This is a genomic window from Kitasatospora sp. NBC_01302 (assembly GCF_035976515.1).
Classification (GTDB): Bacteria; Actinomycetota; Actinomycetes; order Streptomycetales; family Streptomycetaceae; genus Kitasatospora.
Genome location: NZ_CP108404.1, coordinates 9,082,596 through 9,102,910 on the forward strand (window position 1 = coordinate 9,082,596; position 20,315 = coordinate 9,102,910).

Genomic DNA, 20,315 nt, shown 5'->3' on the forward strand with positions numbered 1-20,315 from the left:
GACGTCAGGACGTCAGGACGGCGCCGCCGCGGTGGCCGGCGCAGCCCCGGCTCCTGCACTTCCCGCAGAGCGTCACGACCCCGGCTTGAGGACGACCCGGCCCACGAGGTCGGTGCTGTTCTCCAGCAGCGCGTGTGCCCGGTTGGCCTGGGACAGAGGAAAGCGTGCGGCGATCCGGATGCCGATCAGCCCCCGGGCCAGCAGATCCAGGACTTCGAGGGCATCGCGATGGCGGGCACCGCGCACACCGACGACCGTCATCTCCAGGCGGGTGAGATCGCTCATCGTGAGCGGCAGGTACCCGCCCGTGCGCTGGTTGCCGGCCGCCGGACAGACCGTGCCGCCCAACCGCAAGGCGTCGACCGCCAGTCGGAAGAGGTCCGCGTCACCGGTGAAGTCGACGGCGTGGTCGAACCCGGTCCCGGCGGTCCAGTCCCGCAGCTCGGCCGCAGCCGCCGCCCGATCGGCGGTGACCACCACGTGGTCCGCGCCCATCTCCTTCAAGAGACCGGCCTTGTCGGCATGCCGGGTCGTCACGGCGACCCGGGCGCCGGCCATCCGGGCCAGGCGGACGGTGGCTTCCCCCATCCCTCCGGAGGCGCCGCACACCAGCACGGTCTCACCGAGCCGCACGCGCAGCCGGTCCAGAACGAGGCGGTGCGAGGTCGCGTACGGCCAGAGCAGCACCGCCGCCTGCTCCAGGTCGACGTGTGCCGGCAGCGGCAGCCAGAGCCGCTGATCACGCACCAGGTACTGCGCGTACGAGCCGAGACCGGCGTGGCCGGGCACGTCGACTCCGGTCGACAGGTTGCCCAGGCCCCGGTAGGTCTGCGACGCGTACGGATTCTCCGGGTGCACCACACCGACGACGGGATCCCCCGGCCGGAACCCGGCCACCTCGTCTCCCACCGCCACGACGGTGCCCGCGGCCTCGCGGCCGAGTTGCTGGGGCATCGGCAGCGCGCGCCGGCCGGGCAGCCGCTCCCCGGACAGCTGCCCCGAGCGGTACTTCAGGTCCCAGCCCGAGACCGAGGCGGTGTCGACGGCGACCATGACATCGCGGGGGCCCAGTGGCGGGAGCGGGTAGTCGGCATGGACCAACTGCTCGGGTCCGCCGTGTTCGAAGACCCGAACCGCCTTCGTGGTGGTGGGCAACTGGCTGTCGGTGGTCATGAGCGGGCCTTTCCGATGTTCCGATGGAGGGACCGGCCGGTACTCGGCCTGGAGGTTGCTCTGCGCGAGGCGCTCGGCCGTGCCGACCGTGCGGTCGAGCGCCTCGGCAGGTTCAGGGGTCGTTCCGCAGGCTCAGGATTCCTTCGGCGGGATCACCGGCACCAGCAGGTACGAGGGGTACCGGCCGCCGGTGTGCACCGTGTTGGTACCCGTGAAGGGAGCGCGGTCGACGGGGTTGTTGTGCCGGAACCGGGTGGGATCGGTGCGGTCGGCGGCCTGGATCACCAGCCCCAGTCGGTGGCCCGCCGCGAAGACCCTGCTGGTGGGCAGGATTTCGACCGCCGCCTCGACCGGGACCCCGGCCGTCAGCGGGCTGCGGGTGTCGTGGGGGTGCACCGGACGGTAGGGCTTGGACCGGGCCTCGTCGAGCTCGCGGTGCGAGACCCGCAGCCAGCCCTTCACCACCGGGCCGCGGTTCCCGATGCCCGACGCGTCCTCGAAGGTCACCTCCTTGCCCTCGGAGTCGATGTCGATCAGCGTCACGAACAGGTCCATGTCCTCGGTGTCCGCGCTGACCCACACGTGCAGTGCGGAGGGGCCGGTGAGTTCGACGTCCTCGATGAACGGGGCGGTGAACAGCGTGACACCGCCTGCGGGCGCCGGATAGTCCACGCGTGCCTCGGTGCCGGGTGCCTCGGCGCCCAGCGCGCCGCGCTCCGCGTCCAGGTACAGGCGGGTCCAGGCGGTGCGCGCGATCGGCCACTCGGATTCGGCGCGCACGAAGGACCCGCGCGGGTCACGGATGGTCAGGCGCACCGGCGGCTCGTCCTGCCAGGCCGTTTCGTCGCCGGCGACGAAACGGTCCAGGAAGCGCTTCTGGTAGAGCCGGCTCTCCTCGGTGTAGAAGGGCGTGAAGTGGTTGCCCTCGTGGATCTCCAGCCACTTGTGCTCGGAGCCCGCGCCGAGGTAGCCCTCGACGTTGCCCCGCAGGTGCAGTTGGTAGCTGGTCCAGTTGCCCGACGACAGCACCGGCACGGTGATCTTCGAGAGGTCGACCTCGCGGGCCAGGTAGTACGTCTTCCGTAACGCGTGCTCGCGGAGTTCGGTCGGCAGCTCGGCGTTGCCCTCCACGGCACGCTGTGGGTTGGGCGCACCGGCGGGCAGGGCGCTCTGGTTGCCGGTGATCTGACGGGTCCACCACTCGTCGGTGAACTGGTTGCTCAGGATGCCGCCGTGGTGCGACCAGTCGCGGTAGATGTCGATCGCGCCCTCCCACGGCACGATCGCGGCCAGGTGCGGCGGCTGCAGCGCCGCGACGTGCCACTGCCCGATGGCGTAGTAGGAGATGCCCAGCAGCCCCACCTTGCCGGTGCTCCACTCCTGCACCCCGGCCCATTCGATCGCGTCGTAGTAGTCCTCCCATTCGGTGGGCGAGAACAGCGCCATCCTCCCCTCGGAGTGCCCGGTGCCGCGCTGGTCGACCCGGACCACGGCGTAGCCGCGGGGCACCCACCACTCGGGGTTCGGCGTCTCCCAGGTCATCTGGGGTCCGTGCTCGTCGATCAGGTCGTAGGCGTGCGCGTTGAAGTCGGCGAAGTGGATGTCCTTGCCGTACGGGCCGTGCACCATCAGGACCGGATGCGGGCCCGGCTGCGCCGGACGGAACACGTCGGCGCGCAGCACGGTGCCGTCGCGGGTGGGGACCGGCACGTCCTTCTCGATCGTCATCTGGGCTGCAGCGGACATCGGGGCCTCCTCGGTTCTTGCCAGAATATCAACTGCTTTATAAAGTACTTTACATCCAATAGGAGCGCAACGACCGGGAACGCAACGAGGAGAACCGTCGTGACAGGCATCACCCATCTGCGCAGCATCGACATCGCGGCCACGGACCCCGCCGCGTTGTTGCCCTTCTACGAGCGGACCTGGGGCCTCGAACAGGTCCCCGACCCGACCGCCCCGGCCGGAGGGATCGCGCTGCGGGCCCGCGGCGCCGAACACCACGTGCTGCGGCTGGTTCCGGGCGCCGGGCGCGCGCTGGAGCGGATCGCGCTCGGCGCGGCGAGCCCCGCCGACGTCGACGCGATCGCGGCGAAGGTCCGCGCGGCCGGCGCGTTCGTGCTCACCGGGCCCGGCGTGCGGGCCGACGGCGGCTACACGGTCGAATTCACCGATCCGGAGGGCCGGGTGCTGGAGGTCGGCGCGGGCCTGCCGGAGCACCGCGAGCCCGCGAGCCGGGACTTCGGCCCGGACCGGCTCAGCCACGTCGTGCTGAACTCGCCGGACCTGGCCGCCGCCAAGGCCTTCTACGTCGACGTGCTGGGCTTCGCGGTCTCCGACACCTACGAGAACGACCTGATGGTCTTCCTGCGCTGCAACTCCCAGCACCACTGCGTGGTCCTGGCGCCGGGGGAGTGGGCCACGCTGAACCACGTCGCCTTCGAGGTCCGCGACACGGACGAGGTGATGCGCTCGCTGGGCCGGATGCGCAAGGCAGGGGTCGACACCATCTGGGGCCCTGGCCGCCACGGCCCGGGCGGAAACGTCTTCTGCTACTTCCAGGATCCGGTCGGCAACGTCATCGAGTACACCTCGGACCTGATCGAGGTCGGCCCCGACTGGCAGGCACAGGCCTGGCCGCGCACCCAGGAGAACGCGGACGTGTGGGGTACCAGCGGCGGCATCACCCCGGGCGTCGCCCACGCGATGGCCAACCCCCCGATGGCCAACCCCCCGATGGGAGAGCAGCGATGAAGGCGATCGTGATCGACCGGTTCGGCGCGCCCGAGGTGCTGCGCACCACGCAACTGCCCGACCCCGAGCCCGGCCCCGGCGAGGTGCGCGTGCGGGTCGGCGCGGCGACGGTCTCCCGCACGAAGGACGTCGCCGCGCGGGCCGGCCGGCCGCCCTTCGCCGAGCAGATCCGCACCTTCCCGCACGTGTTCGGCACCGAGCACGCCGGCCTCGTCGACGCGGTCGGCGAGGGGGTGGACACCGCCCTGCTCGGCGCCCGGGTCGCGGTCACGTCGGCGCTGACCTGCGGGCAATGCCGGTACTGCGCGCAAGGCCGCGAGGAGGCGTGCCCCGAGATCCGCCTGCTCGGCATCCACCGCCCCGGGAGCTACGCCGAGTTCACCGTCGTACCGGCGGTGAACGTCCAGGTGATCCCGGAGGGGATCACCCTGGCCCAGGCGGCCTCGCTGGCCGTCAACGGCGGCGTCGCCGCGGCGCAGCTGGCCGCGGGCGGCGCCGGGCCGGACACGACGGTGCTGGTGCTCGGGGCCGGCGGCGCGCTCGGGTCGACCGTCGCGGCGCTGGCCGCCTTCCGCGGCAGTCGGGTGATCGCGGTCGTACGGGACCCGGGCCGACTGGCCGGTCTGCCGCTGACCGCGGCGATCGACTCCGGCACGGACGACCTGGCCGGGCGGCTGCGATCCGCCGCCGGGGACGACGGGATCGACTGTGTCATCGACAACCTCGGAGTCCCGGCGCTGTGGGACGCCTACCTGCCCGCGCTGGCGCGGGCCACGGTGGTCGTCGTCTCCGGCGCGATCACCGATGACCCGGTGCCACTGCGGTTCCGGCAGCTGTACCTGCACAGCCACTCGATCGTCGGCGTGCGCACCGGCAACCGCAAGCATCGCGATAACCTCTGGGCCGAGGTGTCCGCCGGCTTCCGGCCGCCGGAGAACTTCATCCGACCGACCCCCTGGGACCAGGTCGTCGACGCCCACGCCCGAATCGAGGCCGGGCGAGCCGGCGGCCAGATCGTGCTCGAGTTCCCGGGGGTCACCGAAAGGCCGCGCCGATGACCCAGAGAGGCACCGTGTCCCGCCAAGAAGCGCACCCCGTCGCACCCCAGTCCCGCATCGCCTTTCTGGTCCGGCTGCTGTCCAACACGCTCAGCCAGCAGGTAGAGCGCGCCCTGAAACCGCTGTCGCTGACCCAGGCCCAGCTCGCGGCTCTGGCCCAGCTCACCTTCGCCGACGAGGGATGGCTGTCGGGCGCCGAGCTGGGCCGCCGGGCCGGGGTCACGGCGCAGGCCATGTCCGGCGCGGTCACCGAGCTGGAGCGGCGCGGCCTGGTGCGCCGCAGCCCGCATCCCACCCAGGGGCGCATCCAGCGGGTCCACATCACGGAGGACGGAGCGCAACTGCTCGACCGGGCACAGCAGCTGACCGAGCCCGTCGACGCCCGCGCGCTGGCCCTGCTCACCGAATCCGAGCGCGAGCAGTTCCGCGGCCTGCTGCTGCGTGTCATGACCGGCGCCGGGTGCGCGCTCCCGCCGCAGGAGCCGCCGGGCGGGTGAGCTCAGCGGGCCGGAGTCCGGCCGGGCGCTGTCCGGCCATCCGCTGTCCGACCGGTCGCTGGGAAGCGCCCTGGGGTCAGCGGCCGATCCTGTCCAACGCGGCGAGATCCTCGTCGGAGAGCGGGACTCCCGCGCCCGCGATGTTCTCGCGCAGGTGCGCCACCGACGAGGTGCCGGGGATCAGCAGGATGTTCGGCGACCGCTGCAACAGCCAGGCCAGGGCGACCGACATCGGCGTCGCGTCGAGCCGGTCGGCCACGGCCGTGAGCGCCGAGGACTGCAGCGGGCTGAAGCCACCGAGGGGAAAGAACGGCACGTACGCGATGCCCTGCTCGGCGAGCTCGTCGATCAGCTCGTCGTCGTGGCGGTGGGCGAGGTTGTACAGGTTCTGCACGCACACGATCGGCGCGATCGCCTGCGCCTCGGCGATCTGTTCCACCGTCGCGTTGCTCACGCCGAGGTGCCGGATCAGACCCTGCTGCTGGAGTTCGGCCAGTGCCCCGAACGCCTCCGTGAGCGAACCGGCCACGGGGCCCTGGGCGTCGCCGAGCCGGAGGTTGACCACCTCCAGCGTGTCGAGGCCGAGGTTCTCCAGGTTCTCCTGGACGGACCGGCGCAGCTCTTCGGGGCGCCGGGCCGGGGGCCAGCCTCCCTTCTCGTCCCGGGTCGCGCCGACCTTGGTCACGATGTGCAGCGAGTCACGGTACGGGTGCAGCGCTTCGCGGATCAGCTGGTTGGTGACGTGCGGTCCGTAGGCGTCGGAGGTGTCGATGTGGGTGATGCCGCGGTCGACGGCCTCGCGCAGGACGGCGAGTGCGCCGTCGCGGTCGGCCGGCGGGCCCATGACCCAGGGGCCGGCGAGCTGCATGGCGCCGTAGCCGAACCGGGTGACGGTCAGGTCGCCCAGGGTCCAGGTGCCGCCGGGAAGGGAGGCGGAGGGGGTGCCCATGGTGTGCCTTTCGTAGGGGGCCAGGGGTGGTGCCTGGCAGCGCTCCCGCACCATCATGGGGATGTAGCTTCCCAGCGGGAAGTAGGCACTTCGGAGTGCGTAAGGAACCCGCGGGTGAACAGGAGTGGTCCATGGCGACGATGACGGCGGCCCAGCAGAGGGCCGAGGCCAAGGCGGGGTACGACGCCTTCCTGGCGGTCTGCCCCAGCCGTAAGCTGCTCGACCGGCTCTCCGACAAGTGGGTCACGCTGATCCTGGCCGCGCTCGGCAGCGGCGGCGGCTCGCACCGGCCGGGCGCCGACTGTGCCGGCGAGCCCCGGTCGATGCGTTACTCGGAGCTGCTGCGCCTGTTGGTCGGCGTCAGTCAGAAGATGCTCACCCAGACGCTGCGCTCCCTGGAGCGCGACGGTCTGGTCACCCGCACCGTGACGCCGACCGTGCCGGTCACGGTCACCTACGAGCTGACCGATCTCGGCCTGTCGCTGCACGAAATGATGCGCGGCCTCAAGGCCTGGGCCGAGGAGCACATGGATGATGTGCTTGCCAACCGCGAGACCTACGACACGCGTGTCACCTGAACCACATGAGCAATCTCGGGCCGTCGTTGCCGTTGGTCCAGCGTCATCAAGCTGTCCCAGGGCGAGTTCGTGGCGACCTCCCCACTGGAAGCCCTCTTCACCGGCAGTCCGCTCGTCCGGCAGGTCTTCGTCTACGGCAACAGCGCTCGCGGCTACCTGCTCGCGGTCATCGTCCCCACCCAGGAGGCGCTCGACCGCACCGGCGAGGACACCGGCCGCCTCAGGTCGATGCTGCGCGAGTCCCTGCACCAGCTCGCCACCGAGGCGAGCCTCAACGCGTACGAGCTCCCACAAGCGTTCCTCATCGAGCCCGAGCCGTTCAGCCAGCAGAACGGGCTGCTCTCCGGCGTGCGCAAGCTGCTGCGGCCCGCGTTGACCCAGCGCTACGGGGAGCGACTCGAAGCGCTGTACACCGAACTGACCGAGCGCGAGAACGACGAACTCCAGGCCCTGCGCCGGACCGGGACGGACCGGCCGGTACGGGAGACCGTGCTCCGGTCCGCCCGAGCGGTCCTCGGACTCCGACAGGACGAGGTGAGCCCCGCCACGCGCTTCCTCGATCTCGGCGGTGACAGCCTCTCCGCGCTGACCTTCTCCCAGCTGCTGGAGGAGGTCTTCCACGTCGACGTCCCCGTCGACGTCGTCCTCAACCCGGTCAACACGCTGCAGCAGGTGGCCGATCACATCGAGCGGCCCCTGACCTCGGGCCACCGGCGCCCCAGTGCCGACACCGTCCACGGACCGGGCGCCACGCACCTGCTCGCGGATCACCTGACGCTGCGGGCGTTCCTCGATCCGCAGGCCACGGCGAGTGGCGGCAACCTCGTCGGTGGTGGGCCCGACGGCCGGCTGCCCGAGGTGCGGACCGTCCTGCTGACCGGCGCCAACGGCTTCCTGGGCCGCTTCCTGTGCCTCGCCTGGCTGGAGCGCGTCGCGCAACGCGGCGGCACCGTGGTGTGCGTGGTCCGCGGCAGCACCGACGAGCTGGCCCGGGCCCGGCTCGACGCGGCCTTCGACACCGGCGACCCGGAGCTCCTGAAGCACTACCGCGCCCTGGCCGCCGAGCACCTGGAGGTGGTCGCCGGCGACATCGGGGAGGCCGACCTCGGGCTCGACCCGAAGACCTGGCAGCGGCTGGCCGACACCGTGGACCTGATCGTCCACCCGGCGGCACTCGTCAACCACGTCCTGCCGTACGACCAGCTGTTCGGCCCCAACGTGCTCGGCACGGCCGAACTGATCAGGCTCGCGGTCACCTCCCGGACCAAGCAGTTCACCTACCTGTCGACGATCACCGCAGTCTCCGGCGCCGCGGCCGACGAGGCAGCCGACATCCGCACGGCCTGCGCCGCGCGCGACCTCACCGGCGACTACGCGGACGGCTACGCGGCCAGCAAGTGGGCCGGCGAAGTGCTGCTGCGCGAGGCGCACGACACCTTCGGCCTGCCGGTCGCCGTGTTCCGCTCGAACCTGATCCTCGCCCACCCGCGCTACCGGGGTCAGCTGAACATCCCGGACGTGGTCACCCGCCTCCTGCTGAGCCTGCTGGCGACGGGCATCGCCCCCGGCAGCTTCTACGCCCGGGGCACCGGTGACGGCACCGGCCACTTCGACGCGCTCCCCGTGCACTTCACGGCGCGGGCCATCGCCTCGCTGGGCGAGGACGCCCGGGAGGGGTACTGGACCTTCAATGTGGTGAACCCGCACGAGGACGGCATCTCACTCGACACCTTCGTCGACTGGCTGGCGGCCGCCGGACACCCCCTGACGCGCATCGACGACCACGAGGAGTGGTTCGACCGCTTCGAGACCGCCCTGCGAGCGCTGCCCGACCGCCAGCGGCAGCACTCGCTGCTTCCCCTGCTGCACGCCTTCGCGAAGCCGCAGCAGCCCCTGCCCGGCTCCGCCCTCCCGGCCGACCGGTTCCGCGCGGCCGTGCGGGCCGCCGCCCTCGACGAGGAGAACGACATCCCGCACCTGTCGCCGGACCTGATCACCAAGTACGTGGCAGACCTCCGGGCACAGCACCTGCTGTAACGGGCCACGGCGGCCCGGGCCCTGACGCGCCGCACGGCCAGTCCCGGTGCTCCGGTACGGCAGAGGAACAAGGAGCTCTGCCGTACCGCCGTTGCTGCCCGGCCACACAGCGCCGGGCGTCAGGCGGGACGGGCGTCAGGCGGATCGTGCGTCACGCGGGCCGGGCGGCCGCCGACCGCGGGAGGCCCAAGCGCAGCAGTCGGTCGCCGGTCAGCAGGGCGGTCAGGGCGAGTGCGAAGGCGGCGGCCGGGCCGAGCGGGACCGGGGCGAAGCAGAGCACCAGTTGGAAGCCGAGCGTGCCGGCGGCGGAGGTCAGCGCACCGCGCATCAGCTCGGCGGCGGCCGGGGCGCCGGCTGTTCGGTGCACCGAGGTGCCCATGATCGAGAGCAGCACCGGGAGCGCCGACAGGACGCCGCCGACGAAGGGCCCCAGGGCAGCGGCGGCGGCCAGCGCGCCCGCCACGGTCACACCGGACAGGGCCATCCGCACCGGTATCTCCCAGCCCCGGGCGGCAGTCGGCTGCCGGTGGTCGGCCAGGTCAGCAGACCGGCCACGATCATGGCCGAGGTCAGCGCGGCGGACAGCCAGACCTCGTCGAGCCCGGCCCCGACCAGCCCTGCCCCGGCCGCGCAGAGCAGGGCGAGGGCGAGCGTGCGCCCCGGCGGGCGGGTCGGGGCGAGTCGCGCGTGGGCCAGGCAGAAGCACGCGACGACAGTGTCCCGGTGACCGTGCCGTGCGCGGCCGACGCCGCCCGCTCCGGTCCGGAGGCCAGCCAGGTCAGTGCCAGGAACGGGCCGGTGGTCGTCGGCGCGCCCAGCAGTTGGCCGCCCCGGCATGGCCCCAAGCGGCGCGCGACGACGGAGGCCAGCAGGACGAGGGAGGGGGCGAGGGCAACGCGGAGCAGCAGCAGTTCCATGCCTGCGATTCTCACGTCGATCCGGCCGATTTTGGCTCGGACTACCGGCTGCTGACACTGATTCACCGCTGGATCGTCGCTGATATCGGTGATCGGCCGAGTATTCGTACCATGGTGTCGTGGACCGCATCGATCGACACCTCCTGACCCTCCTTCTGCAGGACGGCCGGGCCACCTACCAGGAGCTGGGCCGCCAGGTCCGGCTGTCCGCGAACACGGTGGCCGACCGGGTCCGCCGGCTCCAGGCCGAGCTGGACCTGGCGGCGTTCGGCCGCGGCATGCAGATGATCAGCGACATCCGACTGCGCGACGACACGGACCGCCGCGCCTTCGAGCGGCAACTCGCCGACGTGCCCCAGGTGGTCAGCGCGATGCGCCTCACCGGCGACTACGACTTCCAGGTCCGGCTGGCCTGCACCGACGCGCGCGAGTTCGAGACCGTCATCGACCGACTCAAGGCCGAACTGGGCGTCCGGGAGGTGCGCAGCCGACTCGTCCTGCACGAGGTCTCGCTCGGCCTCGACCGCATTCTTGAGCCCTGACCTCAGCGAAGAGTGTCACGCTCCGGGAATCGCATGACATCTGCCGGGAGCAGTCCGTACGCTAGCCTCAGCGTGTCGGCGGCCGCCTTTGTCTGTTCCCCCTCCGCGGGGCGGCCGTGTGCGGCTGACCCGGCGGCGGGCTGGTGAGATGCGGTGGACATGGTCTACCCGCAGGGCGCACAGCGACCTGGGTCAGAAACGGGCAGCAGTTGGGCGGGACGTCGGGACGCGGGCACGGACTGTGGCCGCCGGGTGCCAAGCCGGCTGCGGCGGGTGCAGCGGGGCCGCAAGATCGCCGGCAGGCGTCGCCCCGTCAATGCCGTCATCTGGTCGCGCTTCCCTCGTTCGGGTTGTCGCAGCACCCGAGCCCGACCTGGTCCGGCCACCAGTCGTCGGCAGGGGACCGGCCAACCAAGCCGACACCGTGGCTCCCTGCTGCGTTACTCGGCTGGTCGAGGCGGTGAACGCGGGAACCCGACAGCGGCAGCTCGTGGCGAGGGTGACCAGTTCGGCAGCGTACGGGCGGGAGCGTGGGGCCGACCGGCGGGTGCCGCGGCAACGGGCAGGATGCTCGTCGCATGAAGTGCGGGCGGCGGTGCCGTTCGGCAAAAAGATGATCTTGACCATCTTCGTTCTCGTCTTTCGTTCTCGTCTCCGCAGACATCCCGCACCAGGAGGAATCCAGTGTCATCCCCGCAAGCGACCCCTCGTAGAGCTCGTAGCCCATGGAGCCGGGTCGCAGTCGGAGCCAACTCGCCATCCGGCGGGTGACGTCGAGGAACCCCTCACGGCTCACCCCAGGGTGCAGCCTCAAAATCACGATCTGAACGCTCGGCTGGTCGTCAGGCACCGGGCCTTCCCGGTAATGCGGCGTGAACTGTGTTGATTCTACAAATCCCGCCGCACCGAATGAGCGACGTGCATCGTGAAGTCGCCGGTCTACACCCTGAACCTGAGCGCTGCCCAGCGCAGCGTCCTGGAGTGGCTGACTGCCCAGGGTGCGGTGTTCGAACTGATCACCGCCGATGTGGAGGAAATCGCGCACGACTGCGGGACGTCCACCTCGACGGTCTACGACGCCCTCGCCCGTCTGGAGACCCTCCGCCTGGTGGAGAACCCCGACCCGACCCGCTACCGGATCAACCCCCGCTACTTCTTCGCCTCCAACCCGGAGATCCGCCGCCTGGTCGCAGAGGCACTGGAGGCCCCGGAGGTCACGCCTGACGCGCGTGCCGAGGCACCGCGCAAGGTGGGGAACGTGGATGCTAGGCGTCGACGCACCATCAAGGCTGTCCGGGACGAGGAATAGGCGCGGCGCAACCGTCTCCCGTCACGCGGCGCCGCCGGACCGCGTGACGGGAGACGGTTGCGCCCGGGCCGCACACGATGGTTCACCCGGCTGGGGGAAGGTCGGGATCTCCGGAGCTAGCGTCTGGTTTTCCCGCCCTTAGGACGGGCCGGCCCCCTGTTTGGTTGAGGTTCCCCCGAGGTACGGAAGGTTACCGACACGCCCTGATAGGTCGTGATAGGGGGCTTTCTGCCATGGTTGCATCGATGAAATATCCATTCGAGTTGGGCAGCGAGCCGTTGCCGTGTACCGAGCCGCCGACCCGAAGCCGGTAATCCGATAGCTGGCTCGGGGCCTGGGGGTGCACTACGAGGCTCTGTGCAACTGGATCCGCCAGGGCGAGGCCGACCGTGGTGAGCGCGACGATCGGCTGAACGCCACCGAGAAGGAGGAACTGGCGAGGCTGCGTCGGGAGAACCGCCAGCTGCGCGGTGGCTTGTCCTTGATGTGCCGCCCCGCCGGCCCTGGGGTCCCCCGTGGAGTGGCTTGGTAGGAGCGTGCTCTCGGCCCGCTGATCGGCCCGCCCCCGCGGCGGCCCTCTGGCCGGCCCGGATCCCCGCGTCCTCGACGTGGGATTGCTCAACATGCACGTAGATCATGGTGGTGTTGAGCCACTCGTGGCCGAGGATCTCCTGGATAGCCACGACGTCCATGCCGTTCCGATAGAGGTCAGAGGCCGCGAAGTGCCGCAGAACGTGTGGCGTCAACTGGCCTATCTGGTGCGGAAGATGGCGTGCAACCGCCTCGGCGAGCCCCGACCGCAACGCGTCGTCGGTCACCGCCCGACTGGATCCGTCGCCGTACCGGCGCTCAGACGGAAACAGCGGTGCCAAAGGGTCCTCCGCCCTGCCGTCGAACTCCCAGCGAGGGCCGGTGACCCACCACTCCAGCAGGTCCCGAGCCCCGTTGATCAGCGGGACGAGCCGCTCCTTCTTCCCCCGGCCGACGCTTCCCTTGCCCTTGAACAGGATCTTGCCGAACCGTCCGAGGTCCCACCGGACGTCACCGATCCCGCAGCAGGCACAGCTCCGAAATTCGCGGGCCGATCAGGCTGGTCAGACGGGCGGCGGTGTAATTCCGCGCGGCCGGCGCGTACTTTCGCGCGGCCTCCATGTCCTCCCGCCAGCCCGAGAACAGCCTCGCCGCCTCCTCGGCCGAGGGCGGGATCCGAAGGCGAGACGCGGTGCCGCCGCGGGGCCGGTTGACCTCATCGAGTGGCGACTCGACCACCACGCCGGTGGCCGCGTGGATCGTCGCCTTGTGCCTCAGCTCCAGGAACTCGAAGTAGACGGCGAACGCAGCGGCCGGGCGGACCTTCGTGCCCGGTGCCGAGCCGCGGCGATGCCGGCCGAAGTACCGGTCCAGGTCCTGCGGCTGCATCTCCCACAACGGTCGGCCGAACCACTCCCGCAGCCCGAGGACCCCGCCGACGTCCGCACGGATCGTGTCGTCCAACACCCCGGCGGAAGCGCGGGCGAGCACGAACTCCGCCAGCAGATCCTGCTCGAACGCGGCGACTTCTTCAGCGGACTCCAGCCGCAGATCGGGCCGCAGGTCGCGCACTACAGCCAGCGCCATCCGTCCTCCCCTTCAGCTTTCCGGCGGCATCACCATGACAGCTGAGGATACTTCAGAGATCCTGAAGAATCGGCGGCATTCGCCACAGCGGGCGGCATCTCGGCAGACCTGCAGATCAGGCATCCGCCGAGGCCGTCAGGGAGCTTGGCTGGCTCAATGAACCCACGGGTGTCGGCAACGGGTGAAACGAGGACCACGGACGGCGGATCAAAAAGCGGGCCACTCTGCGATCTCTTGATCATTCTGACTTCATGGGTCTGGAGTCAGGAGGAGGAGAGGGTGATCTGCGTGGAGGACTGGGCCGAGATTCGCCGGCTGTATCGGGCTGAGGGGCTGTCGGCCCGGGCAGTGGCCCGGCAGCTGGGGATCTCCAGAGGCACCGTGTCGCGGGCCCTGGCCTCGGATCGGCCGCCGGTCTACCAGCGTCCGCTGAAGGGCTCGGCGGTGGATGCGGTCGAGCCTGCGATCCGCGAGTTGCTCAAGGCGACTCCCACGATGCCGGTCACCGTCATCGCCGAGCGGATCGGCTGGCAGCGCGGGATGACGATCCTGCGTGAGCGGGTGCGCGAGCTGCGGCCGGCCTATCTGCCGGTCGATCCGGTCTCGCGGACGGTCTACCAGCCCGGTGAGCTCGCCCAGTGCGACCTGTGGTTCCCGCCGTGGACATCCCGCTCGGCTACGGCCAGTCCGGTCGCCCGCCTGTCCTCGTGATCGTCTCCGGGTATTCACGGGTGATCACCGCCCGGATGCTGCCCTCCCGGCAGACGGGCGACCTGATCGACGGCCACTGGCGCCTGCTGGCTGACGGCTGGGGCGCCGTCCCGAAGATGCTGGTCTGGGACAACGAGGCGGGCGTCGGCAAAGGCAGGCTGACCAGCGAGTTCGCCGCGTTCGCGGGCCTGCTCGCCGTCAAGGTCCACCTCTGCCGGCCCCGCGACCCGGAGGCGAAGGGCCTGGTCGAACGCGCGAACGGCTATCTGGAGACCAGCTTCCTGCCGGGCCGCACCTTCACCGGCCCCGACGACTTCAACAACCAGCTGACCGCGTGGCTGCAGATCGCCAACCGGCGCCAGCACCGGATCATCGGCGCCCGGCCGGTGGACCGCTGGGAGGCCGACCGGGCCGCGATGCTGTCGATCCCGCCCGTCGCCCCGCCGCACTGGTGGCGCTTCCACACCCGCATCGGCCGCGACCACTACATCCGCGTCGACACCAACGACTACTCCGTCCACCCGCGCGCGATCGGACGCACCGTCATGGTCCGCGCCGACAACGAGGAGGTCACCGTCATCGCCGGCAACGACATCGTGGCCGACACACCCGCTGCTGGGCCAGGCACCAGAGCATCACCGACCCCGAGCACGCCACCGCGGCCGAGGTCCTGCGCGGCGAGGTCATCCACCAGCAGGCCGCCCGCGCGGCCACCGCCCATGCCGCCCTGCTGGCGCCCGACAGCCTGGGCATCGACGTCGAGCAACGTGAACTGGGCACTTACGACCGCATGTTCACCCTCATCGAGGGCGGCGCCGGGAAGGAGGACACCTGATGGCCCGCACCGCCTCCACACCCTCCGGCACGGCGAAGGCGGACGGCCAGGCTTCCCGCACGGGCCGGCAGACCGCCGCCGACCTGGCCTTCCTCGCCCGCGCGATGAAGGCCCCCGCCTTGCTGGACGCCGCCGAGCGTCTGGCCGAACGCGCCCAGGCCGAGTCCTGGACCCCACCTCGAGTACCTGGTCGCCTGCCTGCAGCGCGAGGTCTCCGCCCGTGACAGCCACGGCGGCGAGGGCCGCATCCGAGCCGCCCGCTTCCCCGCGATCAAGACCATCGAAGAGCTGGACGTCACCCACCTGCGCGGTCTGACGCGCCAACAACTGTCCCATCTGGGAACATTGGACTTCATAGCCGCCCGGGAGAACGCGATCTTCCTGGGGCCGCCGGGCACCGGCAAGACCCACCTCGCCACCGGACTCGCGGTTCGGGCCTGCCAGGCAGGCCACCGGGTCGCCTTCGCCACCGCCGCCCAGTGGGTCGACCGCCTCGCCGCCGCCCACCAGGCCGGCCGCCTCCAGGACGAACTCGTCAAGCTCGGCCGCTACCCGCTGATCGTGATCGACGAGGTCGGCTACATCCCGTTCGAATCAGAGGCCGCGAACCTGTTCTTCCAGCTGATCTCGAACAGATACGAGAGGGCCAGCGTGATCGTCACCTCGAACAAACCCTTCGGACGCTGGGGAGAGACCTTCGGCGACGAGACCGTCGCTGCCGCCATGATCGACCGACTCGTCCACCACGCCGAGGTCCACTCCCTCAAAGGCGAGTCCTACCGCATGCGCGGCCGCGAACTCGGCCGCACCCGCACCACCGACAACGACTGAACAGACCGCACGATGGCCCACGATTGAACCGATCAAACCGGCCCGATTTCAGCCGTTGCCGACAGTCCGAGGGGTCGCCGAGCGGATGCTCCAAGAGCTCATCGAGGCCGAGGCGAGGATCGGCGCCCGGTGGAACGAGCACACCGAGACCCGCACCGCGTTCCGCAACGGGCACCGCGACAAGATCCTGAGTACCGCGGCCGGCGACCTGGACCTGGTCATCCCCGAGCTACGCGCGGGAAGCTTCTTCCCCGCCCTGCTGGAGCGCCGCCGCCGCATCGACCAGGCCCTCTACACGGTCATCATGGAGGCCTGCGTCCACGGCGTCTCCACCCGCCCCGTCGACGACCCGGTCAAGGCCCCCGGGTGCCGACACCGGCATCTCCAGGAGTGAGGTCTTCAGGATCTGCCAGGACCTCGACGGCCAGCTGGCCGCGTTCCGCGGCCGGGCCCTGTGCACCACGGGCACGGATGGCGGGGAGGGTATCGCGCCGACAGGCGAGTGACTCGACACCTCAATGCCTGTGGTCCGCATCGGCCGGCCGCAGGCATCGCAGTAGTCATCGGTCGGCGACTCGTGGCCCTGCGGGCAGATCGGCATCGGCCCCCCTCCGCCGGCGATGGTGTCGCCCTCGGTATACGGCGAGCCCCCGGAACGGTACTGAACGACAAGCTACTCGGAAATTGCCGCGTGACGATCCAACTTCGCTGTCACGAGCTGCGTTCGGTGGGACTTCCCTGTCGATCAGTCAAGGTTCCGTGTCACCGGACAGCTTTGACGTGGCCGACGCCGGTCGCGCGCACCCCAGCCGCCGACTGCTACACAGGGGTGCAACGCGGGCCTCGTGTTGCACCCCTGACCTGGCCTTTCCCTCCTCAGACGGGCCGGGTGTTGCCGTGTTGCACCCATGGCGGCCCGGCCCGTGTTCGGTGCCCGGCTATTCCCAGCGCATGCCGAGTTCGGTGAGGCGTGTGGCGCGGTGGGTGGGGATGTCGGCGCGCCTGCTGCGGCTGTTGGCGATGAACAGGCCGAGGCTGATCAGTACGGTGGCGCCATCTTCGGCGCCGTCGTCCACGACCAGGGGTTCCTTGTATATGCGGGGGACGTTGAGGTGTCCTTCGCGGGCGCGGTACTGGGCGGCGGCGGCGAGGTTGCGAGCCTCCTTCTCCGCGTGCGTCACCTTCGCGGCCGGCTTCTGCTCCGGTGCCAGGGGTTCGAGTCCAAGGACGTGCTCCAGCGCCCAGTGCTGGGCCGGGCCGAGCTTGTCCCAGCCGCTCTGCTGGGCGCGGCCCCATCCGGCGAGGTCCTCGCCCTGGACGACGATGCTGCCCGGCTCGGCTCCGGCGAGTGTGCCGCCGGCCTTGACGTGGCGCCAGGCCAGGGCGAAGCAGCGCTGCCACTCCACCGTGTGCCCGCGGGGGCACCACGCCGGGTCGATCGCGTCGAGGGCGGCCCTGCGGCCGGCGGTCAGCGCCCCCGTCCAGTCAAGGCCCTGTTCGCCGGCCTCGGCCCGGCGCTCCAGCGCCTCCGTGCGCCGCTGCGCCGTGCGCAGGTTCTTGAGGATGGTCCCGACCGGCCGCCCGCCCCACACCGCCTCGTTCGGCGGGCAGGCGTGCCCGTGCTCGGCGGCGTACCCGGCGACCGCGGTGAGGTTGTCGGTGAAGGCCGTGTCGAACACCGACCACACCATCCCGAGCTCGTCCAGCTCCTTGACCCGCTCGGCGTCCAGCACATCGGCCGCCTTGTAGCGGCGTTGGTCGGCCACCCACGAGCCCAGCCGGTGCCCGGACGGGGCGACATAGGCGTAGGCGACCTTCACGTCGCCGAACGACTTCTTGTAGGCGAGCAGTTCCTCCAGGCCCCGTCGGTACTCGGCCCGCTCCGGCTCCAGTACCCGGGTCCGCACGAACGCCGCGATCAGCGCCGGGTCGCGCTGGGTGGAGAACTGCAGCAGCTGCTCCCCGGCTTCGCCTGAGCGGCGTTCGTCGGGGTCGCCGGCGTGCCTGGGCTCACGCGGGGGCCGGGTCTCGGACTGCGGCATCGCCAGGCGCTCGACGGCGGCGGCGTCGTGCGAGCGGAGCGCCATCAACAGTTTGGCGAGCCCGTCGAACGTCTTCGAGCTGAGCAGTTCCGTGCCGCTCTCCCCGGGCCCGAGGATGACCGGCACGACGATGGTGGCGACCTTCCCGCTGCCCGGGTGCATCCGCAGCGCCCGGCCAACAGCCTGCACCAGGTCGACCATCGAGCCGCGCACGTCCGCGAAGAACACGCTGTCGCAGTCGAACGTGTCCACGCCCTCGCTCAAGACCTTGACCGAGGAGAGCACGTAGCGCAGCAGCCGCAGCCCGTCGTCGGCGAGCAGCGAGGAGAAGTCGCCGAGTGCCTTGCGCCGCTCGGCGGTGGTGTGCTCGGACTCCAGCCAGCTCGTGCCGATCAGCTCCGGGGCCGCGTGCAGCGCCGGGTCCTGCTCCCACAGCACCTTCGCCACATCCCGGAGCCCGGTGCTGAGCGCCCGCGCCTCCGCAACCATGTGATGGAACGACAGCACCCGGGCCAGGTCCCACTCGGCGGCAGCGGTCAGCAGAGCCGTCTGCAGGGCCGCCAGCCGCGCGCCCCGGTACTCCACCGACATCTCGCTCGCACCACGCTGCTCCAGCCCCTGGAGGACCGGGTCCGAGACGTCGACGCACACGATGCGGTAGGGGGCGATCACGCCATCCGACACTGCCTGCCCGAGCGGATAGTCATGGGCGATGGGGCCGAAGGCAGCCAGGCTCTCGTCGTCCATGCTCGCGATCAGCTCGGCCGCCCCGATGCCGGCCGCCGCCGCCCGCTCCCGATCCCGCTCCTTGACGGCCCACAACCTCGGCGTGGCCGTCATGAACAACCGCCGGTCACACGGGATCCGGGTGTTGTCCAGGATCGCCGCCCACGGCTTCCCAGCCTGGCCACTGACACGGTGAGCCTCATCAACTACCGCCAGCGAAAACGGCTCCAAACCCTCCTGATGCGCCTTCTCCAAGTGGCCGAGGCCCAGGCTGGCGTACGTGGCGAACACCGTCACCCGCTCCGGCCCGGCCGTCCAGCGGATCAACTCCACCGGATCGGTGGTGCACGCGATCCCCGGCTGCTCGCTGCCCTTGAGGGAGCAGAGCCCCACCATCCGCCCGCCGTGCCCCTCCCGCTTCCACACGGCCACCGTCTGCTCCAGCAGCGGCAACGACGGCACCAGCACCAGCGTCCGCTCCGAGCGCAGCCGCCCGGCCACGTGCACGGCCGTCAGCGACTTGCCCGAGCCCGTCGCGGCCCGGACCTGACACCGCAGCCCCTCCGGCGGCACCAGACCCGATGCCGGAAGCGTCAGAAGTCGTACCGAAGCGTCACACGCCTCTTCCTGATTAGGACGAAGCTTCTTAGACATGACGGGCAATTCCTTCCAGCTGGAATTCGGGTGACGTGGGAGTAGGACCAGTACGGGTAATTCAGCTATTCACGGCGAAGGGGAAACCCGAACTCCGGGCACGCGGACCAAGCCCTCACCGGTGCTCTCGACGTTCTCCGCCAAGACCTCCAGCACCCGCTCCGCAGACACCCCCAACCCAGCCGCCAGCGCCACCAGGCGCTGCTCCGCCTTGGCGGACAGCTCCACCGCCAGCTGCTGCCCGGCCTCCACCCGGCGGGTGCGGCGAAGCCGCTGCGTCCCCTCTTGCTGTGCCGCTACAAGGTCCCGGTACTCCGCGTCCCAAACCTGGGCCTGCTCGTCGTGGGCCGCGTCGTAGGCAGCCAGCCCCTCGGCGCGGACGAGCTCGGCAATCCGCTCCCACTCGTCAGCCTCTTCCTTCGCGGAGGGCCCGTAGTCCAGCAGGCCGGCCTCCCGCTCCCACCAGCGAGCCTGTCCCACCTGGTTGGCGAGATACTCCGGAGATTTCCCCTGGGCCTTATGGCGCACAGCGGACCGAGCGAGATAGATTCCGTAGGAGCTTTCAGCCACTGTATTTCTCCTCTACTGAAACCGCGCCGTTCCAGCGGGCTGAAGGCCCTACCGAAGCCCAGCTAACAGCACAGAGTCTAGCGGGCTGCTGTCTTTGATGCACGAGGGAGAAGCCCGCCCCTCCACCACCCCAACGAGTGACCCCACCACATGACCACCCGTCACCCAACCACCCCCAAGGTGCGAAGCGCCCCACCCGCCACCACAGCCAGCCCGGGCGAAGCCCGGCATCCACCCCCACCCCGCCGAGGGCCGAAGGCCCGACCCTGACACCCACCCAACTCCGCAGCGAAGCGCGGAGTTGACCCACCACCAGCCAAGCCCGCGCAGCGCCCGCCATCCCTCCCGATCGGGCGCAGCCCGATCCGGCCGGCGCAGCCGGCCCGCTGCCCGCGCACCGCGCGGGCCAGCCCTCGGCGAAGCCGAGGGCCCCCGGCCAAAGGCCGGGGCAGTACCGGCGCCGAAGGCGCCGCGCAGCGCCGAAGGCGCAAGCAACCCGGGCCGAAGGCCCGTGG

The 20,315-nt window shown here is 70.9% G+C and carries 18 protein-coding genes and 3 pseudogenes; 13 read left to right on the plus strand and 8 right to left on the minus strand.

Going from position 1 to position 20,315, the window contains the following annotated elements; all coding sequences use genetic code 11:
- Positions 1–72: 72 nt before the first annotated feature.
- Both OG294_RS39510 and OG294_RS39515 read right to left on the minus strand, forming a co-directional pair.
- Positions 73–1,173, minus strand: a complete 1,101-nt coding sequence (locus OG294_RS39510) for a quinone oxidoreductase family protein (RefSeq protein ID WP_327064269.1) — start codon at positions 1,171–1,173, stop codon at positions 73–75.
- 132 nt (positions 1,174–1,305) lie between these two features.
- On the minus strand, positions 1,306–2,919 hold the full coding sequence (locus tag OG294_RS39515; RefSeq protein WP_327064268.1) for a CocE/NonD family hydrolase: 1,614 nt from the start codon (positions 2,917–2,919) through the stop codon (positions 1,306–1,308).
- 99 nt (positions 2,920–3,018) lie between these two features.
- Here OG294_RS39515 and OG294_RS39520 point away from each other — a divergent pair, with 99 nt between their 5' ends.
- From OG294_RS39520 to OG294_RS39530, 3 genes are read left to right on the plus strand one after another with little or no spacing between them, the layout of a single operon-like run.
- Positions 3,019–3,927, plus strand: a complete 909-nt coding sequence (locus OG294_RS39520; RefSeq protein WP_327064267.1) for a VOC family protein — start codon at positions 3,019–3,021, stop codon at positions 3,925–3,927.
- Positions 3,924–4,985, plus strand: coding sequence for an alcohol dehydrogenase catalytic domain-containing protein (locus OG294_RS39525; protein ID WP_327064266.1), 1,062 nt, complete (start codon positions 3,924–3,926; stop codon positions 4,983–4,985). Before OG294_RS39520 ends, OG294_RS39525 begins: the two co-directional genes overlap by 4 nt.
- A gap of 14 nt (positions 4,986–4,999) precedes the next feature.
- Positions 5,000–5,482: a MarR family winged helix-turn-helix transcriptional regulator gene (locus OG294_RS39530; RefSeq protein WP_327064265.1), complete on the plus strand. Its 483-nt coding sequence runs from the start codon at positions 5,000–5,002 to the stop codon at positions 5,480–5,482.
- Between the two features lie 76 nt (positions 5,483–5,558).
- Here the strand turns inward: OG294_RS39530 and OG294_RS39535 are convergent, their stop codons facing one another.
- Positions 5,559–6,431, minus strand: coding sequence for an aldo/keto reductase family oxidoreductase (locus OG294_RS39535; RefSeq protein ID WP_327064264.1), 873 nt, complete (start codon positions 6,429–6,431; stop codon positions 5,559–5,561).
- 131 nt (positions 6,432–6,562) lie between these two features.
- On the opposite strand from OG294_RS39535, the gene OG294_RS39540 reads away from it, so the two are divergent.
- Both OG294_RS39540 and OG294_RS39545 read left to right on the plus strand, forming a co-directional pair.
- Positions 6,563–7,009 carry a winged helix-turn-helix transcriptional regulator gene (locus tag OG294_RS39540; protein ID WP_327064263.1) on the plus strand — a complete coding sequence of 149 codons (447 nt, stop codon included), beginning with the start codon at positions 6,563–6,565 and terminating at the stop codon, positions 7,007–7,009.
- A gap of 69 nt (positions 7,010–7,078) precedes the next feature.
- The gene (locus OG294_RS39545; protein ID WP_327064262.1) at positions 7,079–9,046 is read left to right on the plus strand and encodes a thioester reductase domain-containing protein; all 1,968 of its coding nucleotides are present in this window, start codon (positions 7,079–7,081) and stop codon (positions 9,044–9,046) included.
- A gap of 151 nt (positions 9,047–9,197) precedes the next feature.
- Here OG294_RS39545 and OG294_RS39550 read toward each other — a convergent pair whose 3' ends face one another.
- Positions 9,198–9,530 carry a hypothetical protein gene (locus OG294_RS39550; RefSeq protein ID WP_327064261.1) on the minus strand — a complete coding sequence of 111 codons (333 nt, stop codon included), beginning with the start codon at positions 9,528–9,530 and terminating at the stop codon, positions 9,198–9,200.
- A gap of 337 nt (positions 9,531–9,867) precedes the next feature.
- On the opposite strand from OG294_RS39550, the gene OG294_RS39555 reads away from it, so the two are divergent.
- From OG294_RS39555 to OG294_RS41300, 4 genes are all read left to right on the plus strand, one after another.
- Positions 9,868–10,110: a hypothetical protein gene (locus OG294_RS39555; RefSeq protein WP_327064260.1), complete on the plus strand. Its 243-nt coding sequence runs from the start codon at positions 9,868–9,870 to the stop codon at positions 10,108–10,110.
- Positions 10,083–10,505, plus strand: coding sequence for an Lrp/AsnC family transcriptional regulator (locus OG294_RS39560; RefSeq protein WP_327064259.1), 423 nt, complete (start codon positions 10,083–10,085; stop codon positions 10,503–10,505). Before OG294_RS39555 ends, OG294_RS39560 begins: the two co-directional genes overlap by 28 nt.
- 925 nt (positions 10,506–11,430) lie before the next feature.
- Positions 11,431–11,814, plus strand: coding sequence for a helix-turn-helix domain-containing protein (locus OG294_RS39565; protein ID WP_327064258.1), 384 nt, complete (start codon positions 11,431–11,433; stop codon positions 11,812–11,814).
- Between the two features lie 334 nt (positions 11,815–12,148).
- On the plus strand, positions 12,149–12,346 hold the full coding sequence (locus OG294_RS41300; RefSeq protein WP_442789394.1) for a transposase: 198 nt from the start codon (positions 12,149–12,151) through the stop codon (positions 12,344–12,346).
- 139 nt (positions 12,347–12,485) lie between these two features.
- Here OG294_RS41300 and OG294_RS41305 read toward each other — a convergent pair.
- Together OG294_RS41305 and OG294_RS39575 are read right to left on the minus strand one after the other, a co-directional pair.
- Positions 12,486–12,863, minus strand: a pseudogene (locus OG294_RS41305) (tyrosine-type recombinase/integrase); the annotation flags it as partial.
- Complete coding sequence (locus OG294_RS39575; protein WP_327064257.1) at positions 12,856–13,431, minus strand: hypothetical protein; 576 nt, start codon at positions 13,429–13,431, stop codon at positions 12,856–12,858. The gene OG294_RS39575 and the pseudogene OG294_RS41305, both read right to left, overlap by 8 nt.
- A gap of 279 nt (positions 13,432–13,710) precedes the next feature.
- Between OG294_RS39575 and istA the strand changes: the two are divergent.
- The 4 genes and pseudogenes from istA to OG294_RS39595 all read left to right on the plus strand — a co-directional run.
- Positions 13,711–14,977, plus strand: a pseudogene (gene istA / locus OG294_RS41310) (IS21 family transposase).
- Positions 14,977–15,201 (plus strand): hypothetical protein, encoded by a 225-nt coding sequence (locus tag OG294_RS41315; protein ID WP_442789089.1) that lies wholly within the window; start codon positions 14,977–14,979, stop codon positions 15,199–15,201. Before istA ends, OG294_RS41315 begins: the two are co-directional and overlap by 1 nt.
- Entirely contained in the window at positions 15,176–15,808 is a 633-nt protein-coding gene (gene istB / locus OG294_RS39590) for an IS21-like element helper ATPase IstB (protein WP_327071401.1), read from the plus strand. Before OG294_RS41315 ends, istB begins: the two co-directional genes overlap by 26 nt.
- Positions 15,809–15,830: 22 nt before the next feature.
- Positions 15,831–16,263, plus strand: a pseudogene (locus tag OG294_RS39595) (transposase); the annotation flags it as partial.
- Between the two features lie 483 nt (positions 16,264–16,746).
- On the opposite strand, the gene OG294_RS39600 reads toward OG294_RS39595, so the two are convergent.
- A complete protein-coding gene (locus OG294_RS39600) occupies positions 16,747–19,230 on the minus strand; it encodes a DEAD/DEAH box helicase (RefSeq protein ID WP_327064254.1) in 2,484 nt (827 codons plus the stop codon).
- 69 nt (positions 19,231–19,299) lie between these two features.
- Entirely contained in the window at positions 19,300–19,800 is a 501-nt protein-coding gene (locus OG294_RS39605) for a hypothetical protein (RefSeq protein ID WP_327064252.1), read from the minus strand.
- Positions 19,801–20,315: the final 515 nt, after the last annotated feature.